Annotated in this window: 19 protein-coding genes and 1 pseudogene; 9 read left to right on the top strand and 11 right to left on the bottom strand. The window is 36.3% G+C overall.

What is annotated here, in order from left to right:
* Window positions 1–29: 29 nt before the first annotated feature.
* From cas6f to L655_RS0111635, 4 genes are read right to left on the bottom strand one after another with little or no spacing between them, the layout of a single operon-like run.
* The gene (gene cas6f, locus L655_RS0111650; protein ID WP_024605113.1) at window positions 30–635 is read right to left on the bottom strand and encodes a type I-F CRISPR-associated endoribonuclease Cas6/Csy4; all 606 of its coding nucleotides are present in this window, start codon (window positions 633–635) and stop codon (window positions 30–32) included.
* On the bottom strand, window positions 632–1,660 hold the full coding sequence (gene csy3 / locus L655_RS0111645) for a type I-F CRISPR-associated protein Csy3 (protein ID WP_024605112.1): 1,029 nt from the start codon (window positions 1,658–1,660) through the stop codon (window positions 632–634). Before csy3 ends, cas6f begins: the two co-directional genes overlap by 4 nt.
* On the bottom strand, window positions 1,660–3,711 hold the full coding sequence (locus L655_RS0111640; RefSeq protein WP_024605111.1) for a type I-F CRISPR-associated protein Csy2: 2,052 nt from the start codon (window positions 3,709–3,711) through the stop codon (window positions 1,660–1,662). The genes csy3 and L655_RS0111640 overlap by 1 nt, the downstream gene beginning before the upstream one ends.
* 3 nt (window positions 3,712–3,714) lie before the next feature.
* Window positions 3,715–4,896 carry a TniQ family protein gene (locus tag L655_RS0111635; RefSeq protein WP_024605110.1) on the bottom strand — a complete coding sequence of 394 codons (1,182 nt, stop codon included), beginning with the start codon at window positions 4,894–4,896 and terminating at the stop codon, window positions 3,715–3,717.
* A 211-nt stretch (window positions 4,897–5,107) separates the two neighbouring features.
* Between L655_RS0111635 and L655_RS0111630 the strand changes: the two genes are divergently transcribed.
* Both L655_RS0111630 and L655_RS0111625 read left to right on the top strand, forming a co-directional pair.
* Window positions 5,108–5,386, top strand: coding sequence for a hypothetical protein (locus tag L655_RS0111630; RefSeq protein WP_024605109.1), 279 nt, complete (start codon window positions 5,108–5,110; stop codon window positions 5,384–5,386).
* Window positions 5,387–5,399: 13 nt separating this feature from the next.
* Window positions 5,400–6,053, top strand: coding sequence for a site-specific DNA-methyltransferase (locus L655_RS0111625; protein WP_024605108.1), 654 nt, complete (start codon window positions 5,400–5,402; stop codon window positions 6,051–6,053).
* A gap of 4 nt (window positions 6,054–6,057) precedes the next feature.
* Here the strand turns inward: L655_RS0111625 and L655_RS0111620 are convergent, their stop codons facing one another.
* On the bottom strand, window positions 6,058–7,866 hold the full coding sequence (locus L655_RS0111620) for an AAA family ATPase (RefSeq protein ID WP_024605107.1): 1,809 nt from the start codon (window positions 7,864–7,866) through the stop codon (window positions 6,058–6,060).
* 9 nt (window positions 7,867–7,875) lie between these two features.
* Window positions 7,876–8,181, bottom strand: a complete 306-nt coding sequence (locus tag L655_RS0111615) for a helix-turn-helix transcriptional regulator (RefSeq protein WP_024605106.1) — start codon at window positions 8,179–8,181, stop codon at window positions 7,876–7,878.
* A 141-nt stretch (window positions 8,182–8,322) separates the two neighbouring features.
* Here L655_RS0111615 and L655_RS0111610 point away from each other — a divergent pair, with 141 nt between their 5' ends.
* Window positions 8,323–9,912, top strand: a complete 1,590-nt coding sequence (locus L655_RS0111610; RefSeq protein ID WP_024605105.1) for a hypothetical protein — start codon at window positions 8,323–8,325, stop codon at window positions 9,910–9,912.
* 14 nt (window positions 9,913–9,926) lie between these two features.
* Entirely contained in the window at window positions 9,927–11,378 is a 1,452-nt protein-coding gene (locus tag L655_RS0111605; protein ID WP_024605104.1) for a protein kinase, read from the top strand.
* 79 nt (window positions 11,379–11,457) lie between these two features.
* On the opposite strand, the gene L655_RS0111600 is transcribed toward L655_RS0111605, so the two are convergent.
* From L655_RS0111600 to L655_RS0111590, 3 genes are read right to left on the bottom strand one after another with little or no spacing between them, the layout of a single operon-like run.
* Window positions 11,458–12,459, bottom strand: a complete 1,002-nt coding sequence (locus L655_RS0111600) for a TniB family NTP-binding protein (protein WP_024605103.1) — start codon at window positions 12,457–12,459, stop codon at window positions 11,458–11,460.
* Between the two features lie 2 nt (window positions 12,460–12,461).
* Window positions 12,462–14,285: a Mu transposase C-terminal domain-containing protein gene (locus L655_RS0111595; RefSeq protein ID WP_024605102.1), complete on the bottom strand. Its 1,824-nt coding sequence runs from the start codon at window positions 14,283–14,285 to the stop codon at window positions 12,462–12,464.
* Window positions 14,278–14,907, bottom strand: a complete 630-nt coding sequence (locus tag L655_RS0111590; protein WP_024605101.1) for a TnsA endonuclease N-terminal domain-containing protein — start codon at window positions 14,905–14,907, stop codon at window positions 14,278–14,280. The genes L655_RS0111595 and L655_RS0111590 overlap by 8 nt, the downstream gene beginning before the upstream one ends.
* 199 nt (window positions 14,908–15,106) lie before the next feature.
* Between L655_RS0111590 and L655_RS0111585 the strand changes: the two genes are divergently transcribed.
* The 4 genes from L655_RS0111585 to L655_RS0111570 all read left to right on the top strand — a co-directional run bounded on the left by L655_RS0111585 (window position 15,107) and on the right by L655_RS0111570 (window position 17,328).
* Entirely contained in the window at window positions 15,107–15,412 is a 306-nt protein-coding gene (locus L655_RS0111585; protein ID WP_024605100.1) for a hypothetical protein, read from the top strand.
* An 84-nt stretch (window positions 15,413–15,496) separates the two neighbouring features.
* Window positions 15,497–16,060, top strand: coding sequence for a hypothetical protein (locus L655_RS0111580; protein WP_125825551.1), 564 nt, complete (start codon window positions 15,497–15,499; stop codon window positions 16,058–16,060).
* 127 nt (window positions 16,061–16,187) lie between these two features.
* The gene (locus tag L655_RS0111575) at window positions 16,188–16,856 is read left to right on the top strand and encodes a hypothetical protein (RefSeq protein ID WP_024605098.1); all 669 of its coding nucleotides are present in this window, start codon (window positions 16,188–16,190) and stop codon (window positions 16,854–16,856) included.
* On the top strand, window positions 16,849–17,328 hold the full coding sequence (locus L655_RS0111570) for a hypothetical protein (RefSeq protein WP_024605097.1): 480 nt from the start codon (window positions 16,849–16,851) through the stop codon (window positions 17,326–17,328). Before L655_RS0111575 ends, L655_RS0111570 begins: the two co-directional genes overlap by 8 nt.
* A 46-nt stretch (window positions 17,329–17,374) precedes the next feature.
* Here the strand turns inward: L655_RS0111570 and L655_RS1000000127585 are convergent, their stop codons facing one another.
* Entirely contained in the window at window positions 17,375–17,533 is a 159-nt protein-coding gene (locus tag L655_RS1000000127585) for a hypothetical protein (protein ID WP_024605096.1), read from the bottom strand.
* Window positions 17,534–17,779: 246 nt separating this feature from the next.
* Between L655_RS1000000127585 and L655_RS0111560 the strand changes: the two genes are divergently transcribed.
* Complete coding sequence (locus L655_RS0111560; RefSeq protein WP_024605095.1) at window positions 17,780–19,798, top strand: ATP-dependent helicase; 2,019 nt, start codon at window positions 17,780–17,782, stop codon at window positions 19,796–19,798.
* 135 nt (window positions 19,799–19,933) lie between these two features.
* On the opposite strand, the pseudogene L655_RS0111555 reads toward L655_RS0111560, so the two are convergent.
* Window positions 19,934–20,230, bottom strand: a pseudogene (locus L655_RS0111555) (AAA family ATPase); the annotation flags it as partial.

Below are 20,230 nucleotides of genomic sequence, written 5' to 3'. Positions count from 1 at the left end.
CCATTGAAAATAAGAAGAGTATTTTATGACTACTGAAAAATGGGATTCAAAGAAGGAACCGTACCTAGAAATGTTTGATTTGTAGCAAAGCCATAATTGTTAAAGTGATTATTTATGGGTTCAGGTTTTTCGACTTTTTGTACATGCAAAACATAACTTTGACCATTGCCTTTGCTTGATACGGGTATTGAATGAAAGTGGCCTATGGCTTTTTCCTCAAATTTATATTCAGGGTTGTAAACCTCGCCTCTAGCTTCAGCTCGCTTTTTAGCGCGTTTCAATCGTCTTTGCTTTTCACCAACAAATGCTTTGGCTACTGATTGGTTGCGAACAAACATGACTTCGCTTTGATTTACTGGTACTTCGAGTATTTTTGATAAGCCAAATAACTTATCATGAGCCATCATCTCAAAATAGCTTTGCTGAGATAGGTTGGTTAATTGCTTTTTATCTGTCGATACAAACGCTAATTCATTACCTATAGTTTGCTCATTCCATTTAGGAAAGCACACACCAATATTACTTATCTCGCGTGAACTCATAAACCCATGCAAAATACCAATGCAACGCCCAGCAAGGAGGCTTACATCACAATTTTTAGGTAAATAAGTAATAGTAAAATAATAGCGTTTCAAGCTTTACTCCTTTGGAACAAGCCACCTTTAATTAGCACTGCCGCAATAAAGTGAACTGCGTTTGATTCTTCATTTTGCGCCAAACCATGTCTTTCCATGTGCTTAATATGCATGGCAATGCGCGGGAGTAATGAATAAAAGTCTGAATGGGTCTTAGGTGTTCTGTGTGCAACTAATATTTGCTTATCTGCACCATACTCATGAGTGCGCAAAGGTTTGTAGCCTCCCTCATACCAATCATCGATAGTTTGGATAGCAGCCCCTACTTTTTGTGAGTTTAAACTTGCTGCTTTTTTATCGCCGACTTGAGTATATGCAAGTTGTTTAGATGACATACCCTGTTCAACAGTATCTACAAACTTTTGACTAGGGTGAACTTCTTGGCTAAATGCATTTTTAATTTTTGCGGTTATATCTAAGTAACAATAATTTTGAGGATTGCTAAGCCCTTCTTGAATAGCTTCTGACAACGTTAATAATGCTGTTTGATTATTTTGCCAATTGCCTTGCCATTTTAGTTTTTGTGCACCTTCAACAATAATTGGAGCTGCGTGCTCAGTGAGGATTTCAATATCAACATTTGGTGATTGGCGGTTGCGCCAAAGCCAATTGGCCATCAGTATATTTTTAGCGTAACGGGTAGCAACTTCATTAAGGCCATTGTGCTTTTTATAGGTTTCAAAAAACCGTTTTAACCAATAAATAACTTTAGGGTCATCACAAACATGTGGTTCATTGCTATTAGCCTCAACCCTGAGTGAAAAACGGCAAAATAGCTCATTTACTGTTGGAGGCACGTAGCACACATCAATTGTTTGTGGGTTACCAAAAGCGAGATCTTGTGGCGCTAAATTTTTAGCCACATTTTGCTTTTGATACGCATCGCCAAACCCTGACTTTTGCCCAACTAATTTATTTTGCTCTATTTGTAGCGGTTCAAAATCTGATTCCGGTGTTTTATAAAAAAATACCGCTTTACTGGGTGAGAGCGAACGCGTGTAACTTAAGTGCCGAGGTAATTGCATTATTCATACTCAAACTTAGACTTTTTCATAAGCATAGACTCTTTTTGAACATCCATAACCCAAAATGCGTCATGAAAGAACTGCTTAGCGCCTGCGTACTTTACTGATGTATTGCTAACACACTCTAACAACCCGATTACGGGCTCAGCATAACAATGGTATTCATGTAAGGCTGCATCTCGCTTTACGGGTTCTTCAAGCGCAGCAAAGCCAATTGCAGCGGGTCTTAAATTAAAGTTACCGTTAAGGGCATCAATCAATTGTTCAAAACTTTTGACTACTTTTTTTGAAGGGTACAACCAACTACCATTTAACGATTTTGCCTTCATATTTTTAAACAGCTCATTCGGTTTAGTATGTAAATGGCACCAGTCTATATTTTGATACAACGAAGGTGGATGCATAGTGCCGCCTGCAAACGTAGATGGTAGTGCGGGCTTTATAAGCTGACTATTTAACTTATTAAGCACCTCTTTATTTGGTACAAAAAGCCTAAATATTAAATCGAGTGTTATATCGCATTTAGGTTTATCAATAATACCTGACCTTATTACATGACTACGCCCTGCAACTTGTTTTAACTTACTTGGCTCAGGTAATGGTTTACCTGTATGTAGTTGATAGCTTTCAATGTAAATAGCACTGCCAATACACTTAATTGAAGGGTCTATAAAGTTTTTTAGCTTACGCTCAAAGTTATGAGCAAGCCCATTTAAAGCAGTAAGTGACGGCATGCCTTGAATATACGGGTTAGCCATTGCCTCAGCATCAAACACTCGCATATCTTGGCAATGTACATACACTATCTGCTCATCATTTAATGTTTCTTGTTCAGCAGTGCAATGAGTAAACACATAGTTTAGCTGAATTTTAAACAGCCCCATTAAATTAGGTTGATATGCAAAGCGTTTGAGCTTACTTAAAGTACCAAGGCTCTCATTTAATACGTTACTAAATTGGCTAATACAGTTAGTAATACTCTGATCTAAGTAATGCTTTGCCCACTCAGGGTAAGCTTGCTCTTGAGCGTTATTTTTAGCTTCCAGAATGTTATCCAGCCATAACTGCAAGCTAACACGTACTTGCCTAATAGCCGCTACTCGCGCTAATCGCTTTTGCCTTAACGTATTAAACTGTTTAATACCAACCAATACCAAAAGCGCATGCTGAAATTGACTACTTAATAGTGCACGAATTTTAAATTTTTTCTCAATATCATTATTAGCTACTTTAGAGCGGTTAACAGCCTTAGAATATGTTTTAGGAAAGTAACGAAGCACTCTAATATTACCGCCTACTGAGCTTGCTAAATCGCCAACATTAGCAGGTCTTGAGTGCTCAACTAAGCCAAAGTTTAACTTACGACCTGTTGTTAATTGCTGAATTTTAGCTAGCATTGCGTGGCTTACTACAGGCGTAACCGCAAGGTAGCTTTGCTGGAATGGCATTTGTAATTGTGGTGAAAAAGAGCTTACTTCTAATGGGAGCTCTGCCACTGGCAAAAGCTGTTTTATTTTGCCTGCGATGTCTAAAACCGCCTTTTTAGTAAACCCGTATTTTCTTATTAAATTAATCCAAACAGGCTCTTCAGCTATTAGTAACTTTGCTAAACAAGTTACTTCACCTTGCCAAATAAATGAGGTTAAAAATAGCTTTGCATGATTAATTTCAGCACTGTTGTGCGACCAGCCAAAACTTAAAGGTAATGACCGGCTACAAATACCCGCAATATCTTCACTTACTACCTTACTAATTAAACGCTGATGGCTTACTCGTATATCAGGGTATTTTAAATTATGGGTATGAAACCATTTAACTTCGTTAATGCACTTATTCAATAACACTTGATCGCGCAATACTCTTTTAGCAGTTCTTACACTTGTTAAATCATCAATCTCACTTCGCTTATAAACAAGATTAATGAGCACAACGAGAGCTTGTTCTTCAAAGCCATCTACCGCAACATGAGGCGTGTATGGAGCAAACAACTTTCTAAGTGCTGTGGTTTTTTCTTTTAGTGATTCAATTGCAAATGCATCTTGTAAGTTCATAAGTTACCACGGCGCTATAAATTGTTTTTTTGTTTGAGGCTTTTCAGCTGCAAATGCTTGCTGTAGTTCAATTACTTGGCGTAAATAAAAAACATGGCTATCAGCTCTGAGCTGTTCGTGCTTTTTTTGTGGGTAAGCGCAGTTTAAAAAGCCTTCTTGATGAAGCCTATAAATCTGCTCTGTGGTGGTGTTTAATAATACTGCTGTATCAAAAGTACAAAGCAGTAAGTCAGCAATATTTGGATGTTTAGTTTTAGGGTTATTATCAACTAATTCGACAAAGTAATTAATAATCTCATCAAGAACTTTGTTTTTACGGTTAGTTGTTGCGGCTATTTGAGCATCACGGATCACATTGCCATATACAGAGTTGAACTTAGTTTTATTAAAAGGGTTAAGTTGCTTAAGCCGCGCATTGTTTGTGAGTAAATCTAATTCAGCGTTAAAGCTATCAGGCCAAGTACTAAAGTAATCAACAAAGGTACGGTTAAAGTCAGCATCGCTTACATCAAGTTGCTTAACCTTCGCAAACCACGATATCAACCCCACTATTTTATGGCTGTTACTACCTGCAAGCGCAGATGCAATTTTAAAGTCTGCATCGTTTAACTGTTCACTACTGGTTGGTTTATAACCACAACCACAAGTGCACTCTAAAAACGTCTCAGAAGCTCTGTAATCAATTGAGTCATCGCATTCCTTACAATGCATAGTTAATTGTGCTTTATGCTTATGGCACGCTTTATAGGGCTTTAAGTGCCAATAAAAAGGAATATAGGAAGATTCAGACAAGCATTTAATGCAAACAGGTATGTTATCAGTACGAAGTAGCTCAAGGGGAATAGCCAGTTCATTTCGACTTACTGCGGCAAGGTTGCCAAATTTAAAATTACTGCGCCGCCATGCAAGCGAAAGAATATTACCAGCGTTTACATCTGCTAATTGGGCTACTAACTTAAGCGCTCTTATTCTAAAGCTGCTCGCTTGCCTAGCATGATAAACATCAACCTTAGTCAGCTCCAACGGCAACGCACCTTCAAGTTCATGATCTTGTTCTGCAAGCCATTGCCACAAAATATCAGCAAGCTCACTATAGCCATCGTATGAGTTATCCCTTGCAAGCCTGAGTAAATAGCTTTCAAGCGCCTCATCAGGATAAGGTTTTGTTTGAACTAAAAAATGCATCGCCAACCTAAACTAAGAAAATCTTAGTTTAGGTTTAGGCTAAATAAATTAGATAGTCAAAAATAATTATCGTTAAATCATTCGTACTTCACAAAAGTACAATATCTGATACTGTAGAGAGCGTTACGGCATTTCTAAAGGATGTATTAATAGCCAGTAACATAAAAAACTCAAATTTAAAAATACAAAGCTAACTTATAAGGAGATTCTTATGGCTTGTAACTGCTGTGGCAAAGCTTTAAATAGCGGCATGGTTCAAAAGAAAGATTCATCAACCGGTCAAAAGTTTAAATCATGCCCTCATTGTTCAGACGCTAATAGTTCTGAACATATATTCCATCCATATCCGGCTTCTTTTGGTATTACTCCTGCTCGTAAAACGGCTCGCAACCCTGATGGATATCAAAGCTATTGCATTGATTGTCGACGATTAAAAAAGGGCGTTGCTTCGAAAGCTTTTCACAATGGCCGCTTGTGCTGCACACTTTAACTAAAGAGATTTAATGCAAGTACATAAAGATGATGCGGTAAATTGGTTATCAACACTTTCAACCGAAAGTGTTGATCTTTTAATTACTGATCCACCCTACGAATCATTAGAAAAACATCGAAAAATAGGAACCACCACTCGCTTAAAAGTAAGTAAATCGTCAAGTAATCAGTGGTTCGACATATTCCCAAATAATCGCTTTGAAGAACTACTAATTGAAATTTACAGAGTGCTGAAAAAAGGTTCGCATTTTTATCTATTCTGCGATCAGGAAACAATGTTTTATATTAAGCCAATAGCTGAAAACGTAGGTTTCAAGTTTTGGAAGCCAATAATTTGGGATAAAGTGACTATTGGAATGGGCTATCATTACAGAGCTAGACACGAATATATTCTTTTTTTCGAGAAAGGTAAGCGCAAGTTAAATGATCTAAGCGTTCCAGATATCCTCACATGTAAAAGAGTATACAGGGGCTACCCTACTGAAAAGCCAGTTAAGTTAATTGAAACACTCATCTCGCAAAGCAGTAATGAAAATGAACTCGTCGTTGATCCTTTTTTTGGCTCAGGAGCTACTTTAGTAGCAGCCAATAACTTAAATCGACAAGCTGTTGGATGTGATATTTCAGAATCTGCTCACTTACATCTAAAAGATCGAATCACATAAGCAGTTATTGATTATGTGATTCAATAAAATCCCAGACCGTTTCACATAGCGAAGTTAGCTCTGGCGTTAACTTCCAATCATCAGACTCATTCATTAGTGAAATTGCAGTATGACAAAATTTAACTTTGTCTTTAATTGTACCTGATTTGTCAGAATAGAATTTCCGTTCAAGTCCATCAGCTTTGTCGACATAGCGCTCTAATACTTCACCAATACCATACCTATTAGATTTAAATAGCTCTTCCTTCATATTTTCAAATCTATCGATATTACTATCAGTTCTCTGTTTAAAAGTTCCCCATCTAGCTTTAGCAGTATCAATCAAAATACCAAAGGGTATAAAGTTTTCAATTTCCTTATAGTCAAGTAAATAAAATGCATCACCCAAAGCTCCCCTTAAGCTTTTAACACGCTCACCTTTACCATCGATATCTGCGTCAGCTATTAGTAAGATATTTCTGCTGAGTCTTTTAGCGGGGGTTTCACTTCCATCATTTTCAACATCATCACTGAAATCCCAGTGAGTTATATTACTGCCTTGGTACTCTGTAAAAACAAAATGAAGATTTTCATGATAACTTTTCAGCTTACTTTTCTTATCTTCATCTTCGAGCTCTTCTATGTACTTATTTAGATAGGCTCGCAAGTATAGCTTATCAGTAACGCCTTCCACCCAAATTGAACAATTAGCAAGAAGTACCGACGATGCTCGTACACCAAGCTCATTTAGTAACTCACCATAATCAAGGGAAGCTTGGACTTTACTCTCCCCATTTATTCTTGAAACTTGTTGAATTGAAATATCGTTACGCTCTTGTGCTAAATCTAAAAAGTGGTTTGAGTGAGTAGTCATAAAAAACATATGTTCTTTATGCTTTGCAAATGTTTCAATCAACGTTCTCTGAAGTCCAGCGTGTAAAAAGTGTTCTGGTTCTTCTATAAAAAACATCGTCGGTTTTTCAGCCATGAACACTTTAAACGTCAAGATGATTATTGACTGTATGCCATCGCCTAAATCGTAGATAGCTCGATCTTCATCCTCACCTTCTTTAACATAAACAACATCCTTCTTTACCATCGGAACCAGAGAGATATCATTGCCAAAAAAGAAGTTTTCAGAAAGATATTTTTCAAACTCTCGTACTTTTTGCCGTTTGTCGTGAGAGCCTAACAGATGGGTTTTCAAATCTTCATACATACTATGACCAGTAAATATTTCTGCATCTTTTAGTTCTGGAGGAAAATAATCATCTATAGTTCGAGACTTAAAAAGATCCTCTGGGGATACTTGTCTCAAACTTCTCAGAGTAGGGATATACACTTTAGGCCATTTTCTTGTTTGATATTCAGTCACAAGTTTTTCAACTGACATACCAAAGTTTTTATCTATCCATTTAATTAAAATGTCTCGAAAGCCTTTTTCATCATTTGATGAGCTATGACTAGGGTCGTATTTTGAGGCCGAACGCAAAGCTGCTATGAAAGTTTCAAAATTATTTGGCTGGCTTTTAATTTTTTTTAGACAGTCTCTAAGCTTAACTTCATGAAAATTATTTAATCTATTAAATGGCGAATACCCACTTGAAAGTTTTTCTAGGTAGTCTAGGAACTCATTAGCCACAACATTTATGTTTACATCTGAAATGTCATAAGTCCATCCCTTTTGCTCATCCTTAAAAAGCTCTCTCAGCTTTCTACTTTTACCAGAGTTATTAGGCCCAATAAAAAAATTTATTTGACGGGTACTTTCCAATAGCCAAAACTTATCATCAATTTTTCCGATTCTTTCTATTAAATTTGTATTGATATCCATATTGACCCACTATTTTTGGTTCTCAGCTAAAGTCCCTAGTAATTCTTTTTGCTGTTTTTCTGTAAGCGTACCGAGTACACATATAAGCTCTGCTAAAGTATCTTCTTCACAGTAAAAGTAAGCTACTGGCACATCTAGCTCTTTAGCAATGCGTTTCATGGTTAAAAAGTCAGGGGCATGTTTGCCTTTTTCGTATTGGTTCATGCGAGCACTAGCCGTATTTGGCTCCATTCCTAATGCCATACCAAGCTGTTGCTGAGTAAGGCCAGCTGCTTTTCTTGCAGATTTTAGGCGTGAAGGTGTTGGAGTTTCCATGTGAACCTTAGCTATAAAAAACATCTTGCTAAGATTCTCTTAGTATCTAACCCATAAGTGTACTAAGGATATTTTAGTTTTTAAATATACACTTAATTAGTAATGTCTTAAACTATACATTTATGAGTTAAAAGGGATTTTATGCTTGTTTTTGCTAGCGATGCTTCGGGTAAGATTGTTTCAATAAATAATGTCAAAAATGGTAAAGCATGTAATTGCTTTTGTATCGCATGTAATGACCCTCTAATTGCACGCAATGGCGGCACTATAAATGCTCATTCATTTGCTCATACTACAAAAGAAGAGTCTAGAACATGCTTAATGACCGCTTTGCATCAGTACGCTCAAGAATATTTTTTAACGGCTAAAACAATAAACCTTCCAGAAATTACTATTTATCATAGAGGTTACAGTAAAACTGAACCTAGTAGAAAAGCCTTAATTAACTCTGCAAAACTTGAATATAGCATTCATAACAAATACATCGCCGATGTGAAGTTAGAAACTGATGTCGGTGATTTATTAGTTGAAATTAAGGTAACATCGCCTTGCTCAGCAGAGAAAATTAACTTTTATCGTGAAGAAAAGCTCGCTTCCTTAGAGTATGATTTATCAGTTTATATTGATTCGGATTATGCTGATGTAAATTGTGCTCTTAAGCATAATGATGATACGTCTAATTGGTTATTTGGTTGGTGTGAGGATCAATTAAAAGAAGAGATTAATCAAAAAGTTGAACTCAATCAAATAGAAATGAATAAAAAAATTCGACAACAAATTGAAGAGTCAAGAAAACAAGCTCTACGTAAATTTGATAACTTAAAAAAGCGACAACGATTAAAAATACCCAGCCACAACATTGGATTTAACCATAATATCAATGGTAAAAATTACGATTTATCTGCCCAAGTAGTAAAAAGTAAAAGTATACATTTTAAAGAAGTTTTACTTGAAGCAGAGCATGAACATTTTTTACTATTGAAATGCGTAGCTCTTAATAACTCTAATCAAGAACGAGTGTTAAATGTTGCCCTTTTATTTCAACATGATACCCCCGATATCCTCAAAAAAGAATCAGGCCAAATCATCGTAGGTCGAATAAAAAAATCAAAACGATTTAAGTTCGAATGGCTTAACTTTACACCACCAGACTCGGCTTTCGAAAGAGCCAAATTTATAGCAATTGCTGAAAAAGAAGAACAACTAAAAAAGTATAAGTTTATAGAGCACGTAACAAACTATGCTGACGTTTATGCATTAGAGCAAGATAGATATTTTTCAAATGATTACCCAAAATGGAAAATCTGGCTTGCTTCACAAAGCGATATGGCTTCCAACGAAAATTTTAATGTTAAAAAACCCAAGTATCCGGCTTTATTAAAAACAAATAATACACACCCTCAACTTTGGATGTTTGATCGCTGGTATATATTAATATTTAGTAAGTTAGCAGAGTTTATTGACAGCTATCCAATCAATACCCCCATAGATACAAAATACATATTTGAGCTACTAAAAAACGAATTTCCACTTTCCCATAATTACAATCTCTTTGTCGAGCAAGCAGAGAAAATGAATGTTTCAGGTAAATTAGAGCACTTACTAAAGCCTGAAAGCATTATAAATACTTGCTTATCATTTTTTGAGGAAAAGTTGGCAGTAGTAAAAGAATCCAATTATTTTATACGCAAGTACGATTTGAAAATACAAATACTACCTGCAAAAAATTAAATTATGGAAAATTCATGAGTAAAAGAAGAAAAATCAAAATTGGTACTATTTTTAATGGTTGTGAATTACTAGAGCTATTGGGAAAAGGAGGTAATGGAGAAGTATGGAAAGTGGTTAACCACGAGCAGGAAGCCTTCTACGCTATAAAGTTTTTAATAAATATAGATGTAGTTAACTATAAACGTTTTCAAAATGAAGTCTCTATTCTTTCAAAGCTAAAAATTGATGGCGTTATGCATGTGATAGATTCTTATTTACCTGATGATCCAAAAAGTGAATTTCCTTGGTTTATGATGCCGGCCGCGCAAGATTTTAGTAAATATTGTGAAAACCTCACCCCAATAGAGGTTGCGAGTGAATTTATAAAGTTGGCGATAACACTCAAAGAACTTCACTCGCAAAAAATAGCACACAGAGATATAAAACCAGCAAATATGCTCATTTACAATAACCGACCATACTTCACTGATTTTGGCCTAGTTCAATACCCTGGAAAAGAGGATATAACACCAGAAAGAAGAGATATAGGAGCCAAGTACACTATGGCGCCAGAAATGAGAAGGCAAGCTGATAGATCTGATGGTTTGCCAGCAGATGTGTACTCTTTAGCTAAATCATTATGGATACTTATCACTGATCAACATAAAGGTTTTGATGGACAATATAATCCTAACTCTGTAATTGGAATAAGCCAATATTGCCCTGACATTTATACGACTGAACTAGATAATTTACTTATCGAATGCACTGATAATGACCCAAAACGTCGCCCTAGTATTTTGAGTTTTTTAAACAGATTGTCAAAATGGATTAGCTTAAATAAAGACTTTGAACAGCGTAATTTATTAGAGTGGCTAGAGCTACAAAATAGGATATTTCCACTTGGCACACCAAAAAGTATTACATGGACTGATAAGAATGCAATCATTTCTATTCTCAATCAAATTGCGTTTACAAAAAGTTTAAATCATATGTTTTACCCAAATGGAGGAGGAAATACTATTAATAGGATTACAACACCTTCAGAGCCTTCAATGATTGCACTTCACTCTGGTAGTGGAACACGTGCAGATATAATGAAACCTAAAAAGTTAACTTTTGAGTCATTTGGTTTTGATCCTCAATGGAACTATTTCAGGCTTGAATTAGAAAAAATTAAACCTATTAATATAGATAATTCTATCCATTCAGAGGGTATTTGCCAGTCTTTATGCGAAATTGAAGACGGTGAGTATGTTGATTATAGCTGCTGGACATATAATGATTATGAAGGACAAGAATTACCAGAAATAGCTAGACCTGTAGAGCGATTCTTATCAGGTTCGTTTGTCTTTTTTGGTACTAGTTCCATATATAATAGTATCAGTGCTACTTATGATGCGCGTCACAATATGATGACCGAAGAGGAATTTTGTAGGTACATTGGAGAAGCCGCCAAACGTTTTTTTAATAAATCTAATGATTAACTGTTCTGCAAAGATAAACCTGTATTTTATCGGCTTTCTTTACTAAAAAAGCTAAAGCTCTTTAGTTTATAATTACTTGTCACTTCCTCAACAACTGACTAATCGGCATTCGGTCAGTAAACTTAGTCGCTATAAATGGATCTTTATCTTGGGCGCTTTCAGGTTTGTATAGTGAATAGCGCTCGACTTCGCTGGCTGTAATTTCTGAAACCGGCAAGGTAAATAGGTTTGGTACATCAGGAAACAGTACTTCAAATGCTTTTACCAAGTGTTTAGTCGTGAGGGTTTTTGCGTTACCCACTAAAGCGTAGAATACTGCATCATCTAAAAAGTATTTTAATGTTCTAAAACAACCTTTTGATAGTGAAAACAAAGCAAACACTGTTGCTTGCTCACTTAAGTTTGGCTTTTCGGTGAATGGCATACGGTTGGCTAGGCCAATTATTAACTGCACAAAGTGCTTTGGGTTTTCTGATAGTTTAAAATAAGGCAGCTGCCGCCTTACTAATAAACGCGATGACCATTGGGGCTCATCTGCTATTTTTTCTGCCCACGGCATACCAACTAATACAATTGATACACCCGCTTCATCGTTAATGTATTTTAATCGGTTGGCAATCTCGCGGCGCTTTTTACCTTGGTTGTGCTCAATTAGCTCTTGAAACTCATCAATAATTACAAGCTCTGTACCACACGTTTTTAAGCATTTTATTAATGATGTCGTTAAGCGAGTGCCGTTTATTCGTAGCTTACGCTCTGTGCTGCCTACTTGCCCTAAGCCTTTAAGAAGCTCAGCTAAAGTAGATTCTAGTGTCGGGTTACTAGGTATGCGGCTTACTAATACAGGGTGGTTCATCACTCCATTAATAAATTGCGGTAAGTGACGTTCTTTATACTGTTTTATTAGTGCTGTTTTACCTGTGCCTGTATCGCCACTTAAAAGCATGCAAGGCTTTTCACCTGCTAGCCCTTTACCAAGTCTTAATCTGTCGAAGTCGTTAAATACCGTGCTTATTATTGGGTATTCAATAAATACATCGCGAAATTCATTTAGTTTTTCTTTTTGTTTATTGGTCAGCATAATTAAAATCCATCTAGATCTGAGATAAAGTCATCCCAGCTATCTGTTGGTTGCTCTTTAGGTGTGACCTTTTTGGGCTCTATGGGTTTGCACTGAGTTATTGATTTTTGTGAATCACTACTGACATTTTGATGCTTAGCTAGCGCTTTACCGCCTTTTACTTTTGAGTGTTTTGGCGCATTTTTTAACGCTTCAAACTCGTTTTGAATTTTATTATGAATAAACATACGCGCTTTTGCTAAGCCTACATTATCGATAGAGCCCGAAATAAAGTCGCGGTGGATGCGTATGTTTATTTTATGCTGATTCAAACTTAAATTTTGGGTGTAACCGTTTGGGTCTATGCATGGTACTTTTATGTAATGCTCTAGCTTATCGAGGTATACGTATACATAAGAAATATCTTCGGGGTTTAACTTAACTAAAACCTTATGAGATACGTTGTGACTAAATTGCTTTCTGTAATTAGACAGCTCCGTGCAGTCATACCTTAAGTTTTCCAGCCATACCCCTCCCTTTCGAAGTTTAGGGTGAATTGAAATACTGAGCACAATATCTAGTCGTTGTAGATCATCATTACTCAGCATTGTTGGTGGTAACGTACTAAAGCCTTGCTCCCATAGTTGGCTCGGTATGTATTTAAAACGGCTGTCGGCATCTTGATGGTAAACGTCTACTACCCATTTATGAAATAACTGCATAAAGGTCGTAAAACGCATAATTGCATCTTTTTTGGGATTATATTCATGCTTTTGTAAAATATTAGAAAAGGTTTTACCTGGTATAGGGTCTAATAACTCTGTATTTATTGTGCCGAATATACGTTCTACAATTGGTTTTAACCAAGGCTTTGCGACAGCGTTATACTGAGTATTAATGCCTATTTCTTCACAAGCTAGCTCAAGGCTGTTACTCCAAAACTCGGCTCCATTATCAACAACGAGTGTTTCAATTTTACCAGCACACTTCCACTCATTTATAGTATCAGGGTATAGTTTTGCCACTTCACTTTTAGGTTTCATCGAATTTAGCATTGCTCGCCTTACTGCATCGTAGCTAGGCGCACTGAAGCTAAAATAGTAGCCAACAATACAGTGGCTATACACATCTATTAATATGGTAAGTGTTGGCCGACCAAGCGGGATATGTAGCTCATCATCCAATAAAATAAGATCAAGCGGTGTATGGTCAATTTCAACTTTTTCGAGTACTCGGGTAGGCCGTGTATGCCCTTCTACTTTATTAAAAGCAATATCAGCAAGACGTTTACCATAACGAGCAACCATTACTTCGTATTGCGGTAAGTTATCTATTCTGTTTTTGAATGCTTTGTATGTTAAAGGCTTTAAAACACCGCCTACAACACTGTCGTTTTCAATAATAACTAAGTCTTTATAGAACTTATAAGCCGAAGCCACTGATGGCTTTTCTTTTACTAAGTAACGCTCAAGTGCCTTTTCAAAAAACTTATCGGTAGCTGTCTCGCGCTCCCTGTTCCCTTTTTTTTGGTGGCTTGGTATTAGCGCAATGATATTTTTATCTGCATTTGTATAAGCGCTATACCATCGTGCAGCTGTTCTCCAGCTAGGCTTTTTTTCTCCCTCAACTTCTGGCATTACTTTTAATAAAGGTTCAAGGTTTTTTTGTGTCCAACCGCCTTGAATATTCCCCTCAAGCCATTGAATATATTTAAGCTTAGCGAATGTTGTTATTTTTATTTTATCAGGAAGGGCTTGTAAATCTTTGGCGTAATTTTGAGGTGGTTTGGTCTCTACTTTTGGTAATGGCTGGTTAAATTCATCTTCAAACAGCCCGTCATTAAACATTGTTAGACCAAATTGCTGTTTCTATTGATATTTCATTTGTAGTTAAGTCGGCAAATAACTGCCCCAATGATAACAATCGTAGCACTGTAGCAAGTAGCTCACCGGCAGTTACTTTTAAAAAACTAACTAACTGGCACACTTTAATAGAACCGTATTGCTTAACAAGTTCTAGCACCGATGCTTGCAACTCTGTTAAAGACTGAAAACCAGAATAGCGATGTAAAAGCTTTAAGTTATTGAGTGTTGGGTATACACGGATTTGCTTATCAGTAACCAGTATTAAGTCGCGTCCATCCTGCTTAGCGATGGCTTGCTTTTCAATAAAACGTGCACGAAAGTCTTCATCGGCAATTTTGCTTTGCGGTTTTACTTCTATAAATTTTTGCGTGCCGTCTGTGTGGGTAAGTAAAAAGTCAGGCGTGTAACGGCAAATACGGTTATCAAACTCATATTCGTAACCGATTGGTTGTGCTTCAAATGCGGCTATTGATGGTGAAAATTCAAAATGGAAACACGCATCAAACTCTAAAGAGGATTCAACTAAACAGGTAGATTTATTTTTTTGACTAGCAAATTTATGGAGGTTTTTAACACGGGAGTGTTTGAGTTTTCTTCTGTACATGTGAGTCAACCATCTAACCATTTGGTTAAATACTAGACTATGCCACCTTATACTTCCAATTTATGCCATCTTTTAGTACAAATATGTCAACTTATACTTCAAACAACAAACTGACAAGCTTGATTCTTTTAGTGTTGTGCCAGTAGGTGAGCATACGACTAGGGCTTTAATAATGCCAGTTCGGGTTTAAGGGGGTCTTATGTTGTTTCATAAAATCTCAGGCTCTTGGCTAACGAGTTATAAACGATTAGAAATTATGATTACTCAAGAATCGATCATATTATTCAATTCAGCCCAGCAAGTTCAGGCTAAACTCACAATAAACCGCAAAGAAAATAACGGATTGGATACGGCTTTTTTTTACAGTAAAAGTAATCACCGTTGCGCGTTCATCCCCGATGGTAGCTTAGGTCACTTTGAAGTATTTAAATCAAAAGAGGGGCTTAGAGTCAGCCAGTTTAACGCTTTAGGAGAGTTAATTAAAACCGTATCCATGACACTTTAAGTTGAAGCCGCATTAAATGTGGCTTTTTTTTTCACTAAACTAAATGTATCATCTCAACTACACATTCAATTAATAGCGTTAATTATGATTCACTCACTCTCTGTCATTCCTTTACGTGAAGCCCGTTTACTTCAGCCCTGCCCTAATACTGCTTTAATTGCGGTAAGAGACTCAGGTACTGAACTTGATCGTGAAGTAGCTACTGGTGAATGGGGATACTTTAATAAAATTGCATTTGATGATGCCGCGTATTCAGTAGAGCAAATAAAAGATCATGGTAGAGAATTTTGGAATTATTTTGACGGTTGTGCTCGTAAGGTACATGCTCTCAGAATACTTTTAATGATTAAAGAAATACATCAAATTAACGAAATACAAAACATTATTATATTTTGTGACTCTGGTTTATCCCGCTCCGCTGCAATTGGTAAGTACTATTCGGAAACCTATGGTGTTGAACTACATTCAGATACATCTAAAGCTAATACATTGTTATACAGGTTGTTGAATAACCCTAGTTATTTTGATGAAGCTTTACTTGAGTACGTTGAAGAACCTAAAGAAAAAAAATCTAAAGAGCCTCGCAATTTATTTCCATTTGGCTGGTTTGACCTACTCATCGAGAAGTTATTAGGAAAGCAGTCATAAAGTAGCTTTTTAAGCTTATCTAAAGTTATACCCTGCAATAATATACGTAGTTACTAGCTTGCACGATTACGAAGTAGCGATAGATTAAATACAACTTATCGCAACTTCGCAATACGAGAATAAAATCATGAATGACACCTCCCCCATTTATATACCTAAATCAGACTCTGAACTTGAACTCATTGCTGAAAAAATTGGGAATAGCCTTGCTGCCAATACTGGCATTCGAGTTACTTCAAAAGAAGATCTGATGAGTATTGCTGTTGATGCTTTAAATTTAAGTAGCCTCTACTCATTCTATAACGAAACTTATGGCATAACTTCTACTTCTGATGGCTCTCCAATGCATGGCACTGAAATGAGTAAAGGCGCACTTGGATTCTACGACACGCTATTACCTAATTATGTTTGGGTTTTAACAAACTCGCGCTTAAATTTTATTAAAGTTTTTTATAGCGAAATTGATATAGAGAAAGTGAAAACCTCAAATGAACCTAATTTAGAAGTCCTAAAAAATAACACTCAAGCCTTTACTAATTCCCATAATGAAAACCCATTTTGGCAATATATAAAATGCCGATTTCAAATTGAGTCTTTATCAATTGCCTTACCAATTAATGAATCGGTCGGCCTACCGCTTTACTCTAACTATATCGGTCTTAACCACTTTCTAGCTGAGCGTTTATCACTTACATCCATAAATCCTAACTTGCCAATTAAGGAATTGGAGATGAATGACATTGAGAGTGAATATATTTTGATAAAACTAGAAAAGAAAGGGCCGAAATATGACTGAATACCCAGCACTTCAAGTATTAGCGGATAAAGTCATTTATAGAGTTCATTTGATTCAAATATTAAGATATTTTGGTTTTAGATTAGCCGCTTTAAGTGCGTTTATTAGTTTGTATTATTCTTATTATCTGATTTTCAGTATATGTGCCATAGCCGTTATCGCTGTGTACTTAACAAGCTCTGCTAGCAATCATTTTAAAGTGAGTTTTTTTACAGTTTCTTTAAGAATTTACCCAAGATTAGAGCTTTTTCCTCCCGTTCCAAAGTTCCTAATTCCATTTTGTAATAAAAAAGCTACGAGTGAAATTATTTATGAATTGAAAAGCTTGGTAGCGGCGCTAAACAACAAGATTATAGTAGATAAATATAATCAAGTAGATAGCTTTAGGGCTGGGGCTTTAACGGTATACGATGCGGTTAACTTGGTGCTTATGTGTGAAACTCTTATTAAACTCAATCAGAACAATTATTAAAGTCGAATAAGAAGAAAACGCTGCCTTTTGGCAGCGTTTGTCGTTATTACATTAAATTATTCTTCTTTAAATATGCCGCAACACCTTCAAACGAACCAAATGCACCTAATAGCATTTCTTGCGCTCTACTCTTTGCTTCCTCTGTCGGCGCGGTCTTAAGCAACTCATACCATGTTTTCACTAAAGCAACTGGCGGATTGTTCATAAAAAAGCCTTATATATAAAATCAATATTGATACAAAAATACTAAGCAAAGTATAGCAGTAAACTTGTTGGTTTCAAATTTAAAACAACAACTATCCAACAAAATATCTTTATGTATATCATAAACATAGAGTTAAATTAACTTAATCCTATCATGCACTTACTTTCATAAACTTACTTGCGGGATTAGCAATATCTGTGAAAATAAATTACTGAGCATTTAAGTCCTGGTTAAGGTATTTAATTAATGAAACAAGCATTTCCTTTGAACGAAAACGTGGTAATTATTGCAGGTCCTGGTACAGGCAAAACAACAAAGCTACTAGAGATAATAAACAGTAACATTAATGATAGTGGACTAAATCCAAGTGATGCATTAGTACTGATGTTTAACTCGGATATTAAGAATGAGTTCGCTAATCGGATGCAATCAAGTAACTTACATAACCTGACTTTAGTGAAAACTTTTCATGCTATGGCTCTTCAAGTTCTGAAGGAATCAGGTTATCTCAAAGCCTTGGGTATGACTGTTAGTTTCGATGATGGCAGCATCCAGAAGAAAATATGCTCATCTGTTATTTCTCAATTATCATTACTTGAGTTTGATTATAAAAAGAAACAAATGATGGAAGATAAAAAAGCAATCGGTCTAATAATGCAATTTATCTCACTAGTTAAATCTACCAACCTATCCCCTGAAGATGTTTACCTATCTCTTGATTTGTCACCAACATGCAGTTTTATTGTTTCGGCATATCATGGGTTTGAGAAAGTTAGGTGCAGCAAAGGCCTTCTCTTCTATGATGACTTCGTGCCATACGCTACCACTGCGCTAAACAACCCTGAACTTGTTATAACCCCATACTCAAAAGTCTACACTCGAATTTTCGTTGATGAATATCAAGATATTAATCAGTCCCAATTTAATTTTATTAATGCCATTAAGTCTGATAGCACAACAATTGTTGTAGCTGGAGATATAGATCAAACTGTGTACTCTTGGAGAGGTTCAGACCCAACGTTTATGCTTAACTTTGAGAATACATTTACTCCCGTACAGCGTGTAAGTCTCAATAAAACTTATCGCTTTGGCCATTCAATTGCGCTGGTTACTAATAAGCTAATATCAAACAATAATCAGAGGTTTAACAAAATTGTTTCTTCTAGCACAACAACCCCAAACTCAAGCGTTCGTTTAATAGAAACAATGCAACCGGCTGGCGAAGCTATTAAGATAATCTCGGCCAATGCGCTCGTAGGTGAATCATATGGTGATCATGCTATTTTGCTCAGGAGATGGTCTGAGTCTATTCTTTATGAATTATCGTTTTTACTTAAAAAAATTCCCTACTCTATCCCACCAAACTTTTCACTATTGAATTCCAAAGAAATTAGGCTTCTTTCTTACATACTCATCTTAATTACAAATCAAGATGAGGTTTTGCTACAAGATGAAAGAAAAAACATCTTATTCGAGCTGCTTGGCTTTCCGAGTCTTAATGTGACTAAAGCTGTTTATGACGATGTAATAACGCGCCTTAGCAATTTACCGTTTAAATTATGGCCGTCAGCAATAGACACTATCTGTATGTCTAGTAAGGACACTGGTTATAAAAAGGTTAGTGAGCGTATTAGAAATATTGCGAGTTTAAAAATGATCTCATCTAAAAACGCTTATGAAGTGCTGAAAAAATACTTAGATGATAGCCAAGTAAAACGGGCTATGAACTTTACATCAATTTCTAGTGATGAATATGAAGAATCATTAGAGCGAATAGATACTTTATTACTCATTCTTGAAAAACTTCAGTTAAGCTGCAAAAGCGCCCTTGAGTACTTCAACACCTTATTTAAAATGACCGCCATTTACAATCAAAGTGGCGGTGTGACACTTACAACAATTTATAGATCCAAGGGCCGTGAGTTTAAAAACGTAATATTACCTAACTGGGATAAAGATCTACTTGGCTCCAATAACAGTAGCCTTGCAATACCAATTTCACTAGAGGAAAGCCGACGACTAGCCTACGTAGCTACAACAAGGGCATCAAGCAACCTAATAATGCTAACTCGACCTCAAAAGCAAAATTGTCCTAAAAAGGTTTTATTTGCAAGATTTCTTGACGAAATGAAAATCGAAAGCTCTAACGAATGTGCAAAATTGATTAACCTTAATCAGATAGCCACCAGCAACCTAGATGAAATTGAGTTTCGCTATGTACAAAGCATGACTAGCTGTAGCGGCCTGACATCTTATTTTGCCTGACCCGATTTTATCAGCATGTTCTGACCCACAATCATTGATTCTACCCTATGAGGCTGGCTCACTTTAATTAAGAATGGAACCACATTGATTAACACTGGGACTGATTTCATCGGCTTGGGCCCACTTTAATCGACTCTAAATTGGCAGTCCTGCTTCACGCATTTCAGCTGTCATTTCTTTCGCTCTATTTGGTTCTAGCCCTCCAGAGAATAATTTTCTTATTTCGGATGGGCGATAGCGGAATTGTTCAGCAATGACGCGCTCATTGTAACCATGCCTGATAAGTGTCGGTTCAATTTCATATATGCGGCTAGACAGTGTTTCCTCCAAAAGGTCAACATTGATAGGTTTTATACCGACTTTGTAAGCTTCTTCTAGGGCTAATGTTAGATGTTGTTCTACCTGAAGAGGCGTACTGAGATGTTCAGCTAG

It is taken from the genome of Pseudoalteromonas sp. TAE79 (assembly GCF_000498015.1).
In the GTDB taxonomy this organism is placed as follows: Bacteria; Pseudomonadota; Gammaproteobacteria; order Enterobacterales; family Alteromonadaceae; genus Pseudoalteromonas.
Note: the sequence above shows the minus strand (reverse complement) of the source record. Positions and strands in the feature narration are given on the sequence as shown.